The 20338-nt window shown below is 66.9% G+C and carries 17 protein-coding genes; 11 read left to right on the top strand and 6 right to left on the bottom strand.

Annotated elements, in window-relative coordinates:
• Window positions 1-133: 133 nt before the first annotated feature.
• The 4 genes from J2X98_RS00685 to J2X98_RS00670 are packed head-to-tail and all read right to left on the bottom strand — an operon-like array spanning window position 134 to window position 3777.
• Window positions 134-1342, bottom strand: coding sequence for an adenylate/guanylate cyclase domain-containing protein (locus J2X98_RS00685; protein WP_141940659.1), 1209 nt, complete (start codon window positions 1340-1342; stop codon window positions 134-136).
• The gene (locus J2X98_RS00680) at window positions 1332-1931 is read right to left on the bottom strand and encodes a PH domain-containing protein (RefSeq protein WP_141940658.1); all 600 of its coding nucleotides are present in this window, start codon (window positions 1929-1931) and stop codon (window positions 1332-1334) included. Before J2X98_RS00680 ends, J2X98_RS00685 begins: the two co-directional genes overlap by 11 nt.
• Entirely contained in the window at window positions 1924-2832 is a 909-nt protein-coding gene (locus J2X98_RS00675) for a biotin--[acetyl-CoA-carboxylase] ligase (protein WP_141940657.1), read from the bottom strand. The genes J2X98_RS00680 and J2X98_RS00675 overlap by 8 nt, the downstream gene beginning before the upstream one ends.
• A gap of 57 nt (window positions 2833-2889) precedes the next feature.
• Complete coding sequence (locus J2X98_RS00670) at window positions 2890-3777, bottom strand: SDR family oxidoreductase (protein WP_307303434.1); 888 nt, start codon at window positions 3775-3777, stop codon at window positions 2890-2892.
• Window positions 3778-3992: 215 nt separating this feature from the next.
• On the opposite strand from J2X98_RS00670, the gene J2X98_RS00665 reads away from it, so the two are divergent.
• From J2X98_RS00665 to J2X98_RS00650, 4 genes are all read left to right on the top strand, one after another.
• Window positions 3993-5576 (top strand): acyl-CoA carboxylase subunit beta, encoded by a 1584-nt coding sequence (locus J2X98_RS00665; protein ID WP_307303433.1) that lies wholly within the window; start codon window positions 3993-3995, stop codon window positions 5574-5576.
• The gene (locus J2X98_RS00660; RefSeq protein WP_307303431.1) at window positions 5573-5812 is read left to right on the top strand and encodes an acyl-CoA carboxylase subunit epsilon; all 240 of its coding nucleotides are present in this window, start codon (window positions 5573-5575) and stop codon (window positions 5810-5812) included. Before J2X98_RS00665 ends, J2X98_RS00660 begins: the two co-directional genes overlap by 4 nt.
• Window positions 5813-5964: 152 nt before the next feature.
• Window positions 5965-7650 carry a DUF885 domain-containing protein gene (locus J2X98_RS00655; RefSeq protein ID WP_307303429.1) on the top strand — a complete coding sequence of 562 codons (1686 nt, stop codon included), beginning with the start codon at window positions 5965-5967 and terminating at the stop codon, window positions 7648-7650.
• A gap of 187 nt (window positions 7651-7837) precedes the next feature.
• On the top strand, window positions 7838-9277 hold the full coding sequence (locus J2X98_RS00650; protein ID WP_307303427.1) for a dicarboxylate/amino acid:cation symporter: 1440 nt from the start codon (window positions 7838-7840) through the stop codon (window positions 9275-9277).
• Window positions 9278-9375: 98 nt separating this feature from the next.
• On the opposite strand, the gene J2X98_RS00645 is transcribed toward J2X98_RS00650, so the two are convergent.
• On the bottom strand, window positions 9376-9933 hold the full coding sequence (locus J2X98_RS00645) for a hypothetical protein (protein ID WP_141940652.1): 558 nt from the start codon (window positions 9931-9933) through the stop codon (window positions 9376-9378).
• A gap of 165 nt (window positions 9934-10098) precedes the next feature.
• On the opposite strand from J2X98_RS00645, the gene J2X98_RS00640 reads away from it, so the two are divergent.
• From J2X98_RS00640 to J2X98_RS00615, 6 genes are all read left to right on the top strand, one after another.
• On the top strand, window positions 10099-10770 hold the full coding sequence (locus J2X98_RS00640) for a TetR/AcrR family transcriptional regulator (protein WP_307303424.1): 672 nt from the start codon (window positions 10099-10101) through the stop codon (window positions 10768-10770).
• 17 nt (window positions 10771-10787) lie between these two features.
• Window positions 10788-13310 (top strand): MMPL family transporter, encoded by a 2523-nt coding sequence (locus J2X98_RS00635; RefSeq protein WP_307303422.1) that lies wholly within the window; start codon window positions 10788-10790, stop codon window positions 13308-13310.
• A gap of 9 nt (window positions 13311-13319) precedes the next feature.
• A complete protein-coding gene (locus tag J2X98_RS00630; RefSeq protein ID WP_141940649.1) occupies window positions 13320-13964 on the top strand; it encodes a Maf family protein in 645 nt (214 codons plus the stop codon).
• A 130-nt stretch (window positions 13965-14094) separates the two neighbouring features.
• Window positions 14095-15900: an acetyl/propionyl/methylcrotonyl-CoA carboxylase subunit alpha gene (locus J2X98_RS00625; protein WP_141940648.1), complete on the top strand. Its 1806-nt coding sequence runs from the start codon at window positions 14095-14097 to the stop codon at window positions 15898-15900.
• 17 nt (window positions 15901-15917) lie between these two features.
• Window positions 15918-16355 (top strand): YybH family protein, encoded by a 438-nt coding sequence (locus J2X98_RS00620; RefSeq protein ID WP_141940647.1) that lies wholly within the window; start codon window positions 15918-15920, stop codon window positions 16353-16355.
• 77 nt (window positions 16356-16432) lie between these two features.
• Window positions 16433-17164 carry a glutamine amidotransferase gene (locus tag J2X98_RS00615; protein ID WP_307303419.1) on the top strand — a complete coding sequence of 244 codons (732 nt, stop codon included), beginning with the start codon at window positions 16433-16435 and terminating at the stop codon, window positions 17162-17164.
• A 70-nt stretch (window positions 17165-17234) separates the two neighbouring features.
• Here the strand turns inward: J2X98_RS00615 and J2X98_RS00610 are convergent, their stop codons facing one another.
• Window positions 17235-18644, bottom strand: coding sequence for an MFS transporter (locus J2X98_RS00610; protein ID WP_307303416.1), 1410 nt, complete (start codon window positions 18642-18644; stop codon window positions 17235-17237).
• Window positions 18645-18925: 281 nt separating this feature from the next.
• Between J2X98_RS00610 and J2X98_RS00605 the strand changes: the two genes are divergently transcribed.
• Window positions 18926-20338: an MFS transporter gene (locus tag J2X98_RS00605; RefSeq protein ID WP_307303414.1), complete on the top strand. Its 1413-nt coding sequence runs from the start codon at window positions 18926-18928 to the stop codon at window positions 20336-20338.

The raw sequence follows: 20338 nt of genomic DNA, 5'->3' as shown, positions 1-20338 counted from the left end.
CCCGGATAGATTTTGGCTCGTTGCCGGGCAGCCGGCATCACAGGACCCCCGGGCACCACAACGATACCCCTATACGCCAGCAAATGGACAAATACTTCCGGGCCGGTTTGGAAACCCGGCGCCGGGTCGCGTCCTAGTCCAGGACCAGGCCCTTGCCACGGCCGCGGGAGAGCTGGACCGGGTTGATCTCGCCGAAGCCGCGGACGTTCTCCGGAGCCTGGGGCGTCATCACGAACCGCTCGTCGTGCTCCAGCGCGGACGCCGTCATGGAATCCACCAGCACCGTCCCCGGGTCGGCGAGGGTGGTCAGGCGTGCCGCGAGATTGACGGTGGGTCCGTAGATGTCGCCCAGGCGCGACAGGATCCTCCCCCACACCATGGCCACCCGGGCTTCGGGGAGGATCTCGTCCTCGGTGAAGGCCTCGGCCAGTGCCAGCGAAATCTCTGCCCCGGCCGCCGGGGTTTCGGCGATGTACAGGACTTCGTCACCCACGGTCTTGACCAGCCTGCCGCCGCCCACGGAAATGATCTCGGCGCATTTGTTCTCAAAGCGCTGGACCAGCCGCGCGAGAGTCTTCTCGTTCATCCGCCGGGACAGGCTGGTGTAGGACACCAGGTCTGCGAACCCCACGGCGCGGGCCAGGGGCAGCGGGGCGTCGTCCTCGTCGCCTTCCCGGCCCTCTTCGCTGGCCTGCAGGCCGGCCTCGGCCCGGACTGCCAGCCGCTGGACCCCCGCGTTGAGCTGCCGCCGCCAGGAGTAGACCAGGACCTCCTCAAGGGCGTCCACCAGTGCGGGAAGTTCGTTGACCAGCCGCTTGCGGGCCACCGCGTCGGTGACTCCCTGTTCGTGGACCATGTCCTCCACCAGGGCTTCGATCTGCCAGACGACCATGCGGTCGGTCATCTGGCCGATGGAGCGGGTGACCGAGATGGCGGCTTCCTCCGTGAGCTTGCCGGCTCGGACCAGGTCGACCACGGTGGACAGCGCCGCCTGGTCCCGTTCGGTGAAGGCAACGTCCTCGTCGCCGAAGTTCGGAAATCCCAATGCCCGCCAGAGCTTGCGGGCGGAGAGGAGGGAGAGCCCGGCGCCGGCGGCAACTTCACGACGGCGGAGCTTGCGTTCCCCGCCCAAAAGGCGGGCTTCGAGGGCTTTCATGGCGAGGCGTTCGGCGGACATGACGCCGGTGGGCGGGTGGCGGTCCATCCCGGTCGCCGCCGCGGTGGAAGCGGGTTCGGATCCGGTCGGGTCGGTCGACGGGCCTGCGGAAGATCCACCGTCGGGACCAAAGGCGGCGCGGGTTGGGATGTGCTCGACGCGTTCCTGCTGGGCCTCATCGGTCATCCCGTCCACCTTCTCTCATGTCCTCCGGAAAAGCACCGGCGGGGTAATACGTCGCGCCGCCCGGCTGGGCCCCGCTGTCGTCCGGCAGTTCCCCGATCGCGTCGAGGATAAAGTCGCGGAACCTGGCAACCTCGGGCACATCGCGAAAGGTCACAAGACCCTGGTGCCCGGTTTCCAAGGATATATTCCCCGAGCGCACCAGTCGCTGCAGCACCGATTCATGGACCGTGAGGTTGCGCACCGATGCCAGGTTCACCTGCTGGTCGCGTCGGTTCAGCAGTCCGTAGCGGGCCACCAGCCGGTGGCTGGTCAGGATGTAGCGTGTCCCCTGCCAGCGGAGCAGGCGGGGCAGGCAGTAGCCCAGCCACACGGCAGCAGCTGCGACGATGCACGCGGCGACCAGCCAGGGAGTCCATTGGCGGCCGAGGGCGGGGGCCAGGCGTGCTGCGCCGCCCCGGATGATCCAGGCGCTGCCGTACGCCGCCAGCGCCGGGGCCAGCACGAACGCCACGGCTGCCCCGGCCAGCTTCCTGGGCTGCGGGCGGGTAGTGACGATGACCTGCTCCCCGGGAAGGAGGTTCTTACGCATAACCGCCTTGGTCGGGTTCATCCGGCGAGGTCCAGGGCCGCAGGTGCACCACGTCCCCCGCAGTCACCACATGCTCGCGTGAGTTACTGTCCACCACCAGCAGGGAGCCGTATTCGTCCAGCCGCGAAGCGTGTCCAATGATTTCGTGGTCGCCGGGCAACTGCGCGCGGACCTGCTTGCCCAGCGTGACCATCACGGCTTCCACCCTCTTGTGAAGGGACGGGCCACCGGCCATACCGGCAGCGGGGTCGCCGTCGGCGTTGCAGAAACTGCGGTACAGGGCCGCAAAGTGCGACAGGTAGCTCTTCAGGAGGGCGGTGCGGTCCGTGGTGCGGGCACCTTCCAGGGCCACCGAGGTGGCCGTGGGAACCGGAAGCTCATTCTCACGCAGCGTCACGTTCAGGCCGGTGCCCAGGATGACGGGGGGCACCCTGCCGTCCGTCATGGGTCCAAGCTGGGCCAGGATGCCCGCGATCTTCCTGCCCCGCACCAGGACATCGTTAGGCCATTTGAGCTCCGCCGGAATGCCGGCCGTCTCCAGGAGGGTCTCGCGCAGCGCGAGTGCTGCGATCAGGGACAGCCACGAGTAGCTCTGGGTGGGCAGCGGCCTGCCCTCTGCGTTGACCGGGCGCAGCACCACGGAGACGGACACCGAACTCAGCGGCGGCGCTTCCCAATGCCGGTCCAGCCGGCCCCGCGCCGCGGTCTGGTACTCGGCGGTGAGAACGGAGAGGTCGGGCCACGCCGCCGGATCCACTGTGGCGCCGCGCAGTAGGTCTGCGTTCGTCGAGCCGGTGGAGTCCACCACGTCGAGCCGGGGAATCCCCGTGGCGGAGAGGAAGCGCTGGTCGGCCAGGTCCCCTCGGTTCAGGGGGGTGCCCGGTGCGTGTGCGTCGTCCATGCCTAAATCCTACCGAGCCGAATCGTGCCCGGCGGTGCGCCGCCCAGGCAGGTTTCGCTACAGGAAGATGTCCGGGACCAGCCGGTCTTCCGGTGCGCCGAGGCTGTAGGGGCGGAAGTCGGTCACCCCGGCGGCGCTGAGGACCTGCTCATCCGTGTAGAAGTTGCCCGACGGCGGGGCGCCGGGTGCAAGGTTGCCTCCGGTGAGGACTGCGTGGGCTGCGTCCGCCATGATCTGCGGTCCGCGGGCCGCAAGGACCATGGCCTCACCGTGCGGCATGTTGCGGATGGCGGCTGTGTCGATCAGCGTGCAGGGCCAGAGCGAGTTCACCCGGATCCCGTCGGCCTTCAGTTCCTCGGCAAGGCCCAGCGTTGTCAGGCTCATGCCGTATTTGGCCATGGTGTAGGCGAGGTGCCGGGCCGCCCAGGACGGATCGAGGTTCAGCGGCGGCGAGAGGGTGAGGATCTGCCCCTGCTCGGAGGCCCGGAGTGCCGGGAGCGCAAGCTTGGACAGCAGGAAGGTGCCCCGGACGTTGATGTCCTGCATCAGGTCGTACCTCTTCATGTCCACAGCGTCCGTGGCGGACAGGTCGATGGCCGAGGCGTTGTTAATGACGACGTCGATTCCGCCGAAGCGGTCAACGGCGGCTTCCACGGCGCCGGCAACATCCTCATCCCGGCGCACATCGCCCACCAGCGGCAACGCCTGGCCGCCGGCCTTTTCAAGTTCGGCGGCGGCGGTGTACACCGTGCCCTCCAGTTTTGGGTGCGGTTCGCCCGTCTTGGCCAGGAGCACGATGTTGGCGCCGTCGCGCGCCGCCCTCCTGGCGATGGCCAGGCCGATTCCCCGGCTTCCGCCGGAAATGAGGATGGTCCGACCGGCGAGGGAACCTGCTGCCCGGTACGGGCTTTCAGAAGCATGCAAAGCATCGTCGCTTGAAGTCATGAGACCACTGTAGCCCAACTAAGTTACCAGCGAGTAACATTGTGGAGGGGTTGCTGGAACGGCAGAAAATTGTAGGATCCCTACAGCTGCGGGCGTCCAAAGCGTCACTAGACTTGCCAGCAGGGTTCGTCTTTTGTGTGGATGCTACTTAACGCTCCGGACAGTGCGGCCCGCCAGCCAACAGAACTGACCTGCTACAGAGCCGGAGACACTTGATGAGCCACGATCTGACAACGACAGCGGGAAAGATTGCCGATTTCCGCGACCGCCAGGCGCGTGCCGAACAGCCCTCCGGCCCTGAGGCCATCGAAAAACAGCATGCACGCGGCAAGAACACGGCCCGCGAGCGCATCGCCATGCTGCTGGACGAAGATTCGTTTGTCGAGTTCGACGCCCTGGCCGTGCACCGTTCCACCGCCTTCGGCATGGAAAAGAAGAAGCCGCTCGGCGACGGCCTGGTTTCCGGCTACGGCACGGTGGACGGACGGCTGGTGGCCGTCTACTCCCAGGACTTCACGGTCTACGGCGGCTCCCTCAGCCAGGTCAACGGCGAAAAGATCGTCAAGGTCCAGGAGTTTGCGCTCCGCAACGGCTGCCCCGTCGTCGGCATCCTGGACGGCGGCGGCGCCCGCATCCAGGAAGGCGTGGCCTCGCTGGCCATGTTCGCGGATATCTTCCGCAACAACGTCCACGCCAGCGGCGTGGTGCCGCAGATCTCGCTCATCATGGGCCCGTCCGCCGGCGGCGCTGCCTACTCGCCGGCACTCACCGACTACGTGGTGATGGTGGACAAGACCTCGCACATGTTCATCACCGGCCCCGACGTCATCAAGACGGTCACCGGTGAAGACGTGGACATGGAAACCCTCGGCGGCGCCCGCCAGCACAACGCCACCACCGGAACTTCCACCTACCTGGCCTCGGATGAAACCGACGCCATCGAGTTCGTGCGCGAACTGCTGGACTTCCTCCCCTCCAACAACCTCGCAGAGGCACCCGTCCTGGGCCACCAGCAGGAGCTGGAGATTGACGACGACGACGTCGCCCTGGACACGCTGGTCCCGGATTCCGCCAACCAGCCCTACGACATGCGTGCCGTAGTGGAGCAGATCGTGGACGACGGGCACTTCCTGGAGATGCAGGCCCTGTACGCCCCCAACGTGATGATCGGCTACGGCCGCGTGGAGGGCCACACCGTAGGCATCGTGGCAAACCAGCCGTTGCAGTTCGCCGGCACCCTGGACATCGCCGCCTCGGAAAAAGCGGCCCGATTCGTGCGCCACTGCGACGCCTTCAACATCCCCATCATCACCCTGGTGGACGTCCCCGGCTTCCTCCCCGGAAAGGACCAGGAGTTCCAGGGGATCATCCGCCGCGGCGCCAAACTCCTCTACGCCTACGCTGAGGCCACTGTTCCCAAACTCACCGTGATTACCCGCAAGGCCTACGGCGGCGCCTACATCGTCATGGGCTCCAAGAAGCTCGGTGCCGACCTGAACCTGGCCTGGCCCACGGCCCAGATCGGCGTCATGGGCGCGCAGGGCGCCGTGAACATCCTCTACCGGCGCGACCTCGCCACGGTTGCCCAGGACGGCGGCGACGTTGAAGCCCGCCGCGCCGAGGTGATCCGGCAGTACGAGGAAGAACTCCTCAACCCCTACCAGGCGGCCGAACTTGGCTACGTGGACGCCGTGATCGCCCCCTCGGACACCCGCATCCAGATCATCAAGGGACTGCGCGCCCTGCGTGACAAACGCGCAAGCCTCCCCGCCAAGAAGCATGGGAACATCCCGCTGTGACCCCGAGCCCAAATGCGCCTGAGGCCGCCGAAACTCCCGCCACTCCCCTGCTCTCGGTTGTCAAAGGGCAGCCGACCGCCGAGGAACTGGCCGCACTGACCGCCGTCGTCCTTTCCCTCGGCGGCGAAAGCGCTGTCCCTGCCCGGACACCGGCCGTGCGGCACTGGGTGCGGCGGCAGCAGCTTCGGCTTGCCCCCGCCCCCGGGCCGGGCGCCTGGAAGCGCAGCCAGGGCTGACCCTCCCCACCGCCTCCCTAACCTCGCTTCGCTCGGCCAGGGAACCCCCGGCGGCGGGGGCCCACCCACATCCGGCAACCTCGCTTCGCTCGGCCAGGGAACCCCCGGCGGCGTGGGCCCACCCGGCCGGCCTGAGCGGCTAGGCTCGGAATGTGACTATCGACACTGCACCCGCCGCCCGTCCGCGTACCCGGATCGACGCCGTCGCGGACGACTACACCGACACCCTGATCAGGCTCAACCCGACGTTCGCCACCACCCTTGGCCTGCCCGGACATGAAACGGAGTACCAGGACTTCTCACCGGCCGGCATCGCAGGATTCGCCGAGGCGGCACGCGACGCACTCGCCGCGCTGGAGGGCCTGGAACCGGAGGACGACGTGGACGCGGTCACCCTGGACGCCATGCGGGAGCGGCTCGGCCTGCAGCTCCTCATCCACGCCTCCGGCTGGGAGTACGCGGAGCTGAACAACATAGCCTCCCCGGCCCAGGACATCAGGGCCATCTTCGACCTCATGCCCACCGGGACGGAGCAGGACTGGGAGCACATTGCGGGGCGTGCGCACAACGTGCCAGCTGCCATCCGCGGCTACACCGAGTCGCTGCGCCTGGCCAGGGACGCCGGCAAGGTGGCCGCCGCCCGCCAGGTGCGGATCGTCATCGAACAGGTGACCAAGTATGCCGCCGGGGACGGCTTCTTCGCCAAGCTGGCGGCGGAAGCCTCCACGGCCTCCGGAGCGTTGCCGCCTGCGCTGCAGGAAAAGCTCGACGCCGGCGTTGACGCCGCACGGCGTGCCTACACCGGGCTGGCAGAGTTCCTGCGTACCGAACTGCTCCCCGCCGCGCCCGAAAAAGACGCCGTGGGGAGAACCCGTTACTCCCTGGCCTCCAGGTCATTCCTCGGTGCCGAGGTGGACCTTGAGGAGACGTACACCTGGGGCGTCCAGGAACTCGACCGCCTTATCGCCGAACAGGAGAAGGTGGCAGCCGCCATCAAGGCAGGGGCCTCGATCGCCGAGGCCAAGGAAATCCTCAACAACGACCCCGCGCGCCAGCTCAAAGGCACCGATGCCCTGCGGGAATGGATGCAGCACCTTTCGGACAAAGCCGTTGCCGAACTCGCCGGAGTGCACTTCGACATCCCCGACGTGATGAAGAAACTCGAATGCCGGATCGCGCCCACGGACGAAGGCGGCATCTACTACACGGGCCCCTCCGACGACTTCAGCCGCCCCGGCCGGATGTGGTGGTCCGTCCCCGCCGGCGAGGACACATTCACCACCTGGGCCGAAACCACCACGGTGTACCACGAGGGTGTTCCCGGCCACCACCTCCAGGTGGCCACCGCAACCTACCGCCGCGAACTGCTGAACAAATGGCGCCGCAACGTCTGCTGGACCTCCGGCCACGGCGAAGGATGGGCGCTGTACGCGGAAAAGCTCATGCAGGAACTGGGCTACCTCAGCGACCCCGGCGACCACATGGGCATGCTGGACATGCAGCGCATGCGCGCCGCCCGCGTGGTCTTCGACATCGGCGTCCACCTTGAACTCGGGATGCCCGAACGCTGGGGCTCCGGCACCTGGACCGCCGACAAGGGCTATGCCTTCCTCAAGGAAAACCTCCCCATCAGCGAAGGCCAGCTCAACTTCGAATTCACCCGCTACCTTGGCTGGCCAGGACAGGCGCCCTCCTACAAGGTGGGGCAGCGGCTCTGGGAACAGATCCGCGCCGAACTCGAAACCAGGCCCGGATTCGACCTCAAGGAGTTCCACACGAAGGCCCTCAACATCGGCTCCGTTGGGCTGGACACCCTCCGCCGGGCGCTGTTGGGATAGCCCGGACAGCGCGGCCATCACCCCCGGCGCGGAGAGACATTAAGCACACCAATGCCGGGAATAAGTAACACAAGCCGCTGTGTGCCTTGTGTTACCGGGGTTTTCCTATCTCTCCGTCAACTGCTGGCGCGTAATATTTCTCAATATTCTTTCGACGTGGTATTGAGCGGAGGTCTAGCTTGTTCTGGTGAGCACTCAGACAAGCACCCCGTCCCCCGCAGGGAAGACCGGATTCCAGCTGCCCAAGTGGGCGGGCTCCTTCGGCTTCCAGATCATCGCCGCCCTCATCGTGGGCCTTGGCCTCGGCCTGCTGGCGAAGTACACCGGCAGCACCAAGGCGAACCCCAACGCGCTCGGCGCCACGCTGCAGACCATTGGTTCCAGCTACGTGTCTTTGCTGCAGACCGCGGTCGTGCCGTTGATCTTCACCGCCGTGGTCAGCTCGATCTCCAACCTGCGCCAGGTATCCAACGCCGCCAGGCTGGCCTGGAACACGCTGCTGTGGTTCGCCATCACTTCCCTGATCGCCGTGCTGATCGGCATGGGCCTGGGCGTGCTGCTGCAGCCCGGCGCCAACACCGGCATCACCGGGGACGCCAAGTACACCGGCAAGTCCGGTGACTGGTGGGCATTCCTCGTGGGCCTCTTCCCCAAGAACTTCCTCGGCCTGGGTGCAAGCTCCACCGTCGGCGACGCCGGCGCCGTCACCACCTCCATCAGCTTCAACGTCCTGCAGATTCTGGTCATCGCCATCGCAGTGGGCGTCGCCGCACTCAAGGTCGGCAAGGCCGCGGAGCCCTTCCTGAACCTTAACGCCTCAGCCCTCGCTGTGATCCAGAAGGTCCTCTGGTGGATCATCCGCATCGCACCGCTGGGCACCATCGGCCTGATCGGCAACGCCGTCGCCGTCTACGGCTGGGACACCATCGGCTCGCTTGGCAAGTTCACCGTGGCCATCTACGCCGGCCTGGCCCTGGTGCTGTTCTTGGTCTACCCCGTCCTGGTCCGCAGCCATGGCCTGTCCATCAAGCAGTACTTCTCCGGCGTTTGGCCTGCCGTCCAGCTCGCCTTCGTATCCCGCTCCTCCGTGGGAACGCTGCCGCTGACCCAGCGCGTCACCGAGCGCAGCCTGGGCGTCCCCCGCGCCTACGCCTCCTTCGCCGTGCCCCTGGGCGCCACCACCAAGATGGACGGCTGCGCAGCCATCTACCCCGCAGTCTCGGCAATCTTCGTGGCCCAGTTCTTCGGCATCCACCTGGACTTCAGCCAGTACCTGCTGATCGCGCTGGTCTCCGTCCTCGGTTCCGCGGCAACCGCCGGCACCACCGGCGCCGTGGTGATGCTCACCCTGACGCTCTCCACGCTGGGATTGCCGCTGGCCGGCGTCGGACTCCTGCTGGCCATTGATCCGATCCTGGACATGGGCCGCACCGCAGTGAACGTTGCGGGCCAGGCACTTGTCCCCACCATCGTGGCCAAGCGCCAGGGCATCCTGGACGAGTCGCTGTACAACGCCCCCCGCAACGGCACCCCCTTCGTCGAGGAGGAAGCTGTGATCGGCGAAAACGCCACCGACGGCACCACAGCCGACACCGCACCCCGCGAACTGCAGGATGCAAAGGCGTAACTCCCAAATAACCAAAAGAACGTCCCCGGGAAGTCTTCCCCGGGGACGTTCTTTGTTAAGGACGGCCGGCGGCTACACCGCAGACGCCAGCTGCCTGGTTAGCGGCCGCCGCCCCCGATAACGCCGTTCTGGACGGCCTTGGTCACGGCGTCGGCCTCCGCCTGCGTCAGCTTTCCGTCGGTGACGGCCTTGTCCAGGCGCGTCTTCAGTGCTGCTGCCCGCTCAGCCTGCTCCTCGCTGCGGATCTCCTGCAGGGCTGCCGTTACCTTGGCTTCATCAATACCCAGCGACTGGGCAAGCGATTTAGCCAGGGCCGCTTCACGGGCGGCGGGGTCCGGCTTCTGGCCCTCAGCGGGCGGAGTGGTGGGCTTGTTGGCGTCACGGAAGGACTTCAGGGCGTCGGCAACCTTGGCCTCGTCCACGCCGAGCTTCGCTGCCAGCGCCGACGCCTGCTCCATGCCCTGGCCGCCGCGGGCGCCGTGCCTGCCCATGTGCTCCTGGCCGGTTCCGGTGCTTCCGTCGGCTGAAGCGCTCGAGCTCGCACTCGGCGTGGGCGTTGTGGTGGTGGCCGAGGCCATGCCGGCAACGCCGATTCCGGCACCAAGCGCCAGCGCGGCGGCTGACAAACCCAGGGTCATCTTCTTCGTGCGTGTCATCTTTTGTCTCCTGATTCGCCGCCTTGGGGACGGCTGCTCGTGTTGTGCCTCTTGGCGAGACATAACAAGCTTCTCCGCCGATGTTCAGGAAAGGCTGTTGTGAACCTTTCGTTCACCTGTGAATGCAGGTTGCATAGAGTGCAAACTTGCACATAGTGTAAGCGCGTGAGCACACTCGATTCTCCTGCTGATGCCGGCCCCGCGCCTTCCCGGCGGGAGCTGAACAAGGCCGCCACCCGGCAGGCCATCACTGATGCCGCCCTGGCCCTCCTGCGCGGCAAGGGCCCGGGCAACTTCACGGTGGAGGACATTGCCGAGGCAGCGGGCATTTCCCGCCGCACGTTCTTTAATTACTTCGGCAGCACCGACGCGGCCCTGGCCTCAATCGTCCATGGATTCCTGGACAACGCCATCCAGCAGCTGCGCCTCAGGCCGGCGGACGAACCTTTGCTCGAATCAGCCCGGGCCGCCCTCGTGGCCCTCGCCGATCCCAAGGCCGTGGCACCGCTCGCTGAACTGTTCTCGCTGACCCAGCAGAGCCCCCTCATGGCCCACCCCGAACTCGAGGCCTGGGATCACTGCCGCGCGCAGGTGTTCATGGTTGCCCGCGAGCGCCTGGCCGGAACCCCCAGCGAGGCGGATGAGCTGTACGTCCACGCCCTGGCCGGCTCCGTCATCTCCTGCGGAAAGGCCGCCATGGAGGTCTGGTTCAACCGCCGCGGCCCGGACCTTTCGCCCGCTTCCCTGGCCGAGCTACGGCAACTGCTTATCGACGCCATGGCCCTGCTGGGCACCGGCTTCACCACCCCTGCACCATCCACGTCCCGCTCCTCCTGACCAGATCGGTATTCCGCATGGCACTCCTCCTCTACCGCCTCGGCAAGTTCTCCTACCGCCGGCGCTGGCTTGTCATCTCACTGTGGCTTGCCGTGCTGGTGGCCGTGGGCGGCTCGGCCGCAGCCTTCCACGGCACCCTCTCCAACAACTTCCAGATTCCGGGCACCGAAACGCAGCGGATCGCGGACAAGCTCAAGCAGGAGCTGCCCTCCGCCTCCGGCGGCAGCGCCACCATCGTCTTTGAAGCGCCCGACGGCGGTTTCACGGCCCAGAGCCGGGCGGCCGTGACGGACGCACTCAAAAAACTCCAGACCCTCCCGGACGTCCGCGGCACAGTGGATCCGTTCGCCACCCAGGCCCAGGTGGACCAGGCAGGCAAGGCCATCACCGATGGCGAACAGCAGCTGGCCGCGGGCCAGGCCCAGCTGGACGCCTCCCGCGCCCAGCTGGAAGCCGGCAACGCCCAGCTGGCGGCCGCCGAGCAGCAGCTCACCGCTGCCGGCGCCCCGGCCGCGGTGATCGAGGCCCAGCTGGGCCAGCAGAAGGCAGCCCTGGCACAGGGCCAGGCAAAGCTCGACGCCGGCGCCAAGGAACTGGAGGCGAATAAGGCCAAGCTGGAACTTGGCAAACGCCAGGCCCAGGCAGCATCAGCCATCCGCTTCGTTTCAGAAGACAACAAGGCAGCCGTGGCGCAGGTGCAGTTCAACACCTCCATCAACGGCCTGGCTCCTTCCGTTCGCAAGCAGGTGCAGGAGATCGCCCATGAAACCTCCTCGGCAGGTGTCACGGCACTGGCCAGCAAGGAAATCACCGAGGACATCTCCGCCCTGTTCGGCACCGCCGAGATCGTTGGCATCGCCGTAGCAGCCCTGGTGCTCATCCTCATGCTGGGGACCCTGGTGGCGGCAGGACTGCCGCTGCTCATGGCCATCATGGGCGTCGGCGTGGGAGTGGGCATCACCTTCGCACTCTCCGGCCTGTTCGACATGAGCTCCATTTCCCCCATGCTGGCCCTCATGCTCGGCCTTGCCGTGGGCATCGACTACTCGTTGTTCATCGTCAACCGGCACCGGACCCAGCTCCTGGCCGGCATGGACCCCGAAGAGTCCGTGGCCAGGGCCAACGGCACGTCCGGCAACGCCGTGGTCTTCGCGGGCCTCACCGTGATCATCGCCCTGGCCGCCCTGGTGGTTCCTGGCCTTCCGTTCCTCACGGTCATGGGTCTCGCTGCGGCGGGAACAGTGGCGGTGGCAGTCCTTGTCGCCATCACCCTGACCCCCGCCATGCTGTCCCTCATCGGGCGCCGCATCATCTCCAAACGTGCCTGGGCCAAGGCTGACGCGCACAACGCCCAACCGGACCACGAGGCCGCGGACCTTGCCGTTGACCGGGAACGCAGCACCCGGGGCTGGGGCGGCCTGGTCACCAGGCACCCCTGGGTGGCCCTCGTTGCAGGTGTCCTCCTCCTCGGAACCCTGGCCCTGCCGGCCACCCAGCTGCAGCTCGCCCTGCCCGACGGCGGCTCGGAACCGGTGGAGTCCGAGGCATACCAGGCGTACGACCTCACCGCCCGCAGCTTCGGCGAAGGCGTCACCGGTCCCATCGTGGCCGTCGGCGAGTTCCCCGCGGGCCTGGACTCGGCCCAGGCGCAGAAACTGCAGTACGACATTGCGGACAAGCTCCGTGCCGTGGATAACGTCGTGGCCGCCGTCCCGGTTGCCCTTAGCGAAGACCGCCGCACCGCCGTCTTCCAGGTCATCCCCAAGGAGGGCCCGGCCAGCGCCAGCACCGTCAAGGTGGTCTCCGAACTGCGTGGCCTCAACGGTGAAATCAAGGCCGACTATGACGTCACCATGGGCCTGACCGGGCAGACCGCCGGCAACGTGGACGTCTCCACCAAGCTGGGCGACGCCCTGCCGCCCTACCTGGCGATCGTCGTCGGACTTTCCCTGATCCTGCTGCTGCTCGTGTTCCGTTCCATCGTGGTCCCGCTGCTGGCCACGGGCGGATTCCTGCTGTCCCTGTCCGCCGCCTTCGGCGCTGTGGTTGCCGTCTACCAGTGGGGCTGGCTGGGGAACGTCTTCGACGTGGCCAACCCAGGGGCGGTGCTGAGCTTCCTTCCGATCATCCTGATCGGCGTGCTGTTCGGGCTGGCCATGGACTACCAGGTGTTCATTGCGTCGGGCATGCGCGAGGCCTACATGCACGGTTCGCAGGCCAAGGAAGCTGTGCGGGTGGGATTCCGGCACGCAGCCGCCGTGGTCACCGCAGCCGCGATCATCATGGTCAGCGTGTTCTCCGGCTTCATCTTCAGCCACCTCACCATGGTCCGGCCGCTGGGCTTTGCGATGGCCTTCGGCGTGCTGTTCGACGCGTTCGTGGTCCGCATGACCATCGTGCCCGCCGTGATGTACCTGCTGGGCGCCAAGTCGTGGTGGCTGCCGCGGTGGCTGGACCGGTTCCTGCCGGACGTGGACGTGGAGGGCGCCAAGCTCAACCGCGGCCAGGCCGCAACCGCTCCGGGCGAGCTGGTCCACTAGGCTGAAGCCGTGCTGCATCTGATTCTCGCCTCCCAGTCCCCCGCCCGCACCAAGCTCCTGGCGGAAGCCGGCATCCGGCACACCGTGCTGGTGTCCGACGTCGACGAGGAAGCCGTCCAGGCGAAGTACGGCGTCACCGACCCGCACGACACCGCGCTGCTGCTGGCCAGGGCCAAGGCGGAGGCCGTTGCGTCGTTGCCGGAAGCGGAAGGCGCCCTGGTGCTGGGCTGCGACTCCGTCTTCGAGTTCGACGGCGAGGCGCATGGCAAGCCGTACACCGCCGAGGTGGCCCGCGAACGCATGCTCCGGATGAGCGGCAGCGCCGGGGTGCTGCACACAGGGCACTGGCTGGTGGACTGCAGGGACACGGACGACGACGGCGGCGCCGGCCGCGGCTCGGGCGCCACGCTGGGGGCGGTGGCCTCCGCCGAGGTTTCCTTCCAGGACATGGATCCCGAAGAGATCGACGCCTACATCGCCACGGGTGAGCCGCTGCACTGCGCGGGCTCCTTCACCATCGACGGCCTCGGCGGGGCCTTCATCCGGAAGGTCGACGGCGACCCACACGCCGTCGTCGGTCTTTCCGTCTCCACACTCAGGGGCCTGCTCGCTGCCGCCAGCGTGCGCATCACGGACCTCTGGCCGCCGCGGTAAAGCACTTCATTTACGGCCCTCCTTGTAGCTTCCCTACAAAGGAGGGCCGCTTTACACGCGGATTCCGCAAGTAATATCGGCGGAACCCTCAAAACCGCGCTAGGCTCCCTGAAGGAAAGAAGGAGACGCCTTGTCAGCAAATTTGGAGCATTCCGCAGGAACCACGCAGCCGAGCCTCACAAAGGTGCTGATCGCCAACCGCGGCGAAATCGCCGTGCGGATCATCCGGGCGGCCCGGGATGAGGGCCTTGCCTCCGTGGCTGTCTATGCAGACCCGGACCGTGACGCACTGCACGTCCGGCTCGCTGACGAGGCGTACGCCCTGGGCGGCACCACCGCCGCCGAGTCCTACCTGGTCATGGACAAGATCATCGACGCCGCGCGCCAGTCCGGCGCCGACGCCATCCACCCCGGCTACGGCTTCCTCGCCGAGAACGCCGAGTTCGCCGCCCGCGTGATCGAGGCCGGGATCACCTGGATCGGCCCCTCCCCCGAAGCTATCTCCGCCCTGGGCGACAAGGTCCAGGCCCGGCACATCGCGGAAAAGGTGGGCGCTCCGCTGGTGCCCGGCACCGCCGACCCCGTCGAATCCGCCGGCGAGGTCCTGGATTTCGTCGACCAGTACGGGCTTCCGGTGGCCATCAAGGCCGCCTTCGGCGGCGGCGGGCGCGGCATCAAGGTGGCCCGCACCCGGGAAGAGATCCCGGAGCTTTACGAATCGGCCGTGCGTGAGGCCACTGCCGCCTTCGGCCGCGGCGAATGCTTCATCGAACGCTTCCTGGACGCCCCGCGCCACGTGGAAACCCAATGCCTGGCAGACGCCCACGGCAACGTGGTGGTGGTGTCCACCCGTGACTGCTCGCTCCAGCGGCGCAACCAGAAGCTCGTGGAGGAGGCCCCGGCACCTTTCCTCACCGAGGACCAGAACCGCCGGCTGTACGAATCCTCCAAGGCCATCCTGAAGGAGGCCGGCTACCTCGGTGCCGGTACCTGCGAATTCCTGGTGGGCCAGGACGGGACCATCTCCTTCCTTGAGGTCAACACCCGCCTGCAGGTGGAGCACTGTGTCTCCGAGGAAGTCACCGGCATCGACCTGGTCCGCGAACAGTTCCGGCTGGCACGCGGCGAGGAACTGGGCTACGGCGACCCCGAAGTGCGCGGGCACTCCATCGAATTCCGTATCACCGGCGAGGACCCGGGCCGGAACTTCCTGCCCGCCCCCGGCACGCTCCGCGTCCTGAAGAACCCCACAGGCCCCGGCGTGCGCGTGGACTCCGGCGTGGAGCAGGGCGACGTGATCAGCGGGAACTTCGACTCCATGCTCTCCAAGCTCATCATCACCGGCGCCAGCCGGCCGCAGGCCCTGCAGCGCGCGCGCCGCGCACTCGAGGAAATGGTGGTGGAGGGCATCCCCACCGTCATCCCGTTCGACCTCGCAGTGGTCTCCGACCCCGCGTTCGCGCCCGCCGAAGGCCCGTTCAAGGTCCACACCCGCTGGATCGAAACCGAATTCACCAACAACCTTCCCGCGTGGACTCCGGAGGGCACCGCAGATGCCGACGGTACGGCCGGGGACCGCCAGCGCGTGGTGGTTGAAGTGGGCGGCAAGCGCCTTGAAGTGGTTCTCCCCGCGTCCCTGGGCACGCCCGGCGCCGCAGCCGCCGGCAAGCCGGCCAAGTCCAAGAAGCGCTCCCGTTCGGCCGGCCCCGCCGCCGCCACCGGCAACGCACTCACCTCCCCCATGCAGGGAACCATCGTGAAGGTGGCCGTTTCCCACGGCGATGTGGTGACCGAAGGTGACCTTGTAGTTGTCCTGGAAGCCATGAAGATGGAGCAGCCACTCACCGCACACCGTTCCGGCACCATCACCGGACTGACAGCAACCGCGGGCGAAACGGTGTCCGCAGGCGCCATCATCGCCACCATCGAAGACTAGAAAGCGGCCGCCCAGCCATGCTCGCACCAAGCTTCCAGGAAGAAGTGGACCGCTACCACCAGGCGGTCCCCGAGATCACCCGGGGCAACCCGGCACCCATCAAGGACCTGTACTCAAGGCTCGATGACGTCACCCTTGCCAATCCGTTCGGCGGCATTGCCCGCGGCTGGGCGCAGGTGGAAGCCCGGCTGGACCAGGCCGCCCGGCAGTTCCGGGACGGCGAAATGCTGGGCTTCGATACCGTGGTCTCCTACACCGCCCGTGACACCGCCTACCTGGTGGAGACCGAACACTTCCGGGCACGGCTGGACCAGGCGGCTGCCACCGAGGAGTTCGCGCTCCGCGTGACCAGCATCTTCCGGCGCGAGGAAGGCTACTGGAAGCTGGTGCACCGCCACGCGGACCCGGCGGCCCGGCCACAGTCCCGCCGGTCGCTGATGCAGCCGCCTGCCTAGACCGTTCCCTGCCGCCTGGCTCCGGGCCCGCCTGCCGCGTGCTGGCGGGCAGCTGCGCCAGGAGGCAGACTTAGCTCATGCTGCCTTTCCTGCTCCTGGCCTCCCGGGCGGAGGATGCCGCCGCCGAGGACGAGTACGCCGCGTACCTGAGGTATGGCGGACTGGACGAGCGGGAGCTGCACCGGGTCCGGCTCGAAGCCGCGCCCCTGCCGGCCCTGGACCTGTCACGGTACTCCGGCGTGATCGTGGGGGGCAGCCCGTTCACCTCCAGCGACCCGCCGGAGCATAAGAGCCCGGTCCAGCACCGGGTGGAACGCGAGTTGTCCGCCCTCCTGGACCAGCTGGTTGCCCTCGACTTCCCGTTCCTGGGGGCCTGCTACGGGGTGGGCACGCTCGGCAGCCACCAGGGCGCCGTAATTGACCGCACCTATGGCGAGCCGCTGGGCGCGGTGGAGGTGGAACTGACCGAAGAAGGACTGCAGGACCCCATCCTGCAGGGGATGCCACAGGCCTTCACGGCGTTGACCGGACACAAGGAGGCCGTGAGGTTGCTGCCCAGGCACGCGGTGCTGCTGGCCAGCTCCGCCACCTGCCCCGTCCACATGTTCCGCATCAGGACAAACCTGTACGCCACCCAGTTCCACCCGGAGCTGGACACTGACGGCCTGGTGACGCGCATCGACATCTACCGGCACGCCGGGTACTTTCCGCCCGAGTCCGCCGAGGAACTGATGGCCAACGCCCGCAGATTCACGGTCACCGAACCGATGACGGTGCTGAAGAACTTCGTGGCCCGCTACTCCCGCTGATCGCTGTACCCCGCTGGGCAAGAGAATGCCCGGCAGACCACCAGGGTCCGCCGGGCATTTTCCAGGGGTGTCAGGCCACGTTGTTCTCGTAGTCGACGTCGCGGGTTTCGCGGGTGAGGAACAGCGCGATCAGGGTCAGCACCGCCATGGCGGTCAGGTAGACACCCACCAGGAAGGGGCTTCCCTTTGCCTGCTCCCACAGGGCCACGGCGATGAACGGGGCCACCGCGGCACCCAGGATGCTGGAGAAGTTGTAGCTGATGGCCGAACCGGTGTAGCGGACGTTCGTGGGGAACAGTTCCGGCAGCAGCGCTCCCATGGGCCCGAAAGTGAGGCCCATGAGCGAGAACCCGAGGATCAGCAGGCCCATCGTGCCCACGAAGCCGCCGCTGAACAGCGGGACAAACAGCAGGCCGAAGACGAAGATGCCGGCGGTGACAGCGATCAGCATCTTGCGGCGGCCGTATTTCTCGGCCAGGGGCCCGGAGACCAGGGTGAAGATGCCGAAGAAGACGACGCCGGCGATCAGCATCCAGAGGAAGTCGTTGCGGCTGTAGCCCAGGCCGGGAACGAACGCGGCAGCAGCGGCCTCGGACATGGGCTTCCCTGCCTTTTCGGCTGCCGCCTTGGCGCCTTCCAGGGTGGGCTTGGTGCCGTAGGTCAGCGTGAACGTGGTCATCAGGTAGAAGAGCACATAGGTGGCCAGCATGATGAAGGTGCCCAGGATCAGCTGGCGCCAGCTGGTCCTGAAGACGCGGCCCAGCGGAAGCTTTGCCACCTCGTTGGATTCCACCACCTTGGTGAAGGCGGGCGTTTCGATCAGTTTGAGCCGGACGTAGAGCCCCAGGATGACCATGACGGCGCTAAGCAGGAACGGCACGCGCCAGCCCCATGCCGCGAAGGCCTCGGGCGTCAGGGTGTAGCTGGCCACAAGGAAGATGACGTTGGCGATGATGAAGCCGATCGGGGCACCCAGCTGGGGGAAGGTGCCGTAGATGGCGCGCTTGTTGGCCGGGGCGTTCTCCGTGGCCAGCAGCGCGGCGCCGCTCCATTCACCGCCGAGCGCCAGGCCCTGGGCGAAGCGCAGGACCACCAGCAGCGCCGGGGCCCAGAACTCCCAGCCCGGCACCAGCGCCGTGGGCAGGCAGCCGATCAGGAATGTTGCTATACCCATGGTCAGCAGCGACGCCACCAGCGTGCCCTTGCGGCCGAACTTGTCGCCGAAGTGCCCGAAGACGATGGAGCCGAGGGGGCGGGCGATGAAGGCCACGCCGAAGACGGCAAACGAGCTCAGCAGCTGCGTGGTTTCGTTGGCGCTGGGGAAGAAGAGCTTCGGGAAGACGAGCACTGCGGCTGTGGCGTAGACGTAGAAGTCGTAGAACTCCACTGTGGTGCCGATCAGGCTGGCCACGATGACCCGGCCGCGGGAATTCACCGGCTGCTGTGCACCAGGCAGCGCGGTGGTATCGGTGGATGACATAGGTAAACGCTTTCGTGAGACCGGCCGGGCACAGGGGAAGCCTGCCTCCCGGCGCGAGTAGTTAGAGTTCGATCTTACTTCGCCACGTCCAGTCAATGGACGAAACGTCCACTATCCGGACCTGTGTTGCGTGTCTCATTTTCTGGTCCGTGAGGGTGGCCTCACGCGGCCGGCAGTGGGCGGATAGGCAAAAGTCACAGCTCGTTAACAAACATCGACGGTCCGCGAAACGCGCCGTCCCTACCTTGGGAGGAACATCATCCCCTTGAAGGAGGTAACCCGTGACTGTTGACCGCACCGTCGAGGCCGCCGTGCAGCCCGGCCCCGCCCGCACCACAGACACCCCTGTCCTTGAGTTCCGCCCCGGCCGATGGATTGCCAACTGGGACGCCGAGAACAAGGAACAGTGGGAGTCGGCCGGCCGCGCCATCGCACGGCGGAACCTGAACTGGTCCATCTTCGCCGAGTTCCTCGGCTTCGTGGTGTGGCAGCTCTGGTCCATTGTGGTGGTCCAGCTGCCGGCCGCCGGTTTTACGTTCTCCACCTCCGAAATCTTCTGGCTCATCTCCATGCCCAGCTTGGTGGGGGCAACGCTCCGCATCCCCTACACCTTCATGGTTCCCCGCTTCGGCGGCCGCAACTGGACGGTCGTCTCCGCCCTGCTGCTCCTGATCCCTTCCACCGGGCTGGCCCTCTGCGTCTCCAACCCCGGGACGCCGTTCGGCGTAATGCTCCTGGTGGCAGCCCTGGCGGGCTTCGGCGGCGGCAACTTTGCCAGCTCGATGGCCAACATCACCTTCTTCTACCCGGCCAGGGAGAAGGGCTGGGCGCTGGGACTGAACGCCGCCGGGGGTAACCTGGGCGCAGCCGTCGCGCAGCTTGCCGTTCCCATAGTGGTCACCCTGCTGGCCGCCGGTACGGTGAACCTTCCCATGGCCGGATGGATGTGGGTTCCATTCATCCTGATTGCCGCGTTCGGCGCCTTCAAGTACATGAACAACCTCACGAGCGCCAAGGGGGACGTGGCCGGCTCAGTGGCGGCGCTCAAGGAGCCGCACCTGTGGATCATGGCGCTGCTGTACATCGGCACCTTTGGCTCGTTCATTGGCTTCGCGGGGGTCTTCCCCAAGCTGATCAAGGACTACTTCCCCGCGTTCTCCTCCATCTCTGTGGGGACCGTGGCATTGTCCCTGGCATTCCTCGGCCCGCTGGTGGGCTCCCTGGCACGCCCGTACGGCGGCCGCATGGCGGACCGCATGGGCGGGGCCAGGATGACAGTCTCCGCATTCGGGGCCATGGCCGTGATCACACTGACCATGATCTGGACCCTGCCGTTGAAGAACTTTCCGCTCTTCCTGGTCCTCTTCCTGATGCTCTTCACCGCCAGCGGATTCGGCAACGGCGCAACATACCGGATGATCCCGGTCATCTTCGCCACGTCCAGCCGGGCCGCACGGAAGGGCGCAGATTCCGTGGCCACCCAGCGCCTGGCGTCCTCGGCGCTCGGCCTGATCTCCGCGATCGGTGCATACGGCGGCTTCGTGATTCCCCAGGTCCTGAATGCCTCCAGCACCGCAAGCGGCTCCTACACCCCGGCCTTCTACGGATTCGTCGGCGCCTACATCCTGATGCTGCTGGTCTGCTGGACCTGCTACATCCGCAAGGCCGGCCGGAACGCGATGGGACACGTCTAA

The sequence above is a fragment of the Pseudarthrobacter enclensis genome (genome assembly GCF_030811655.1).
Taxonomy (GTDB): Bacteria; Actinomycetota; Actinomycetes; order Actinomycetales; family Micrococcaceae; genus Arthrobacter; species Arthrobacter enclensis_A.
The sequence above is the reverse complement of the archived record's forward strand: the minus strand, read 5'-3'. Positions and strand labels throughout refer to the sequence as shown.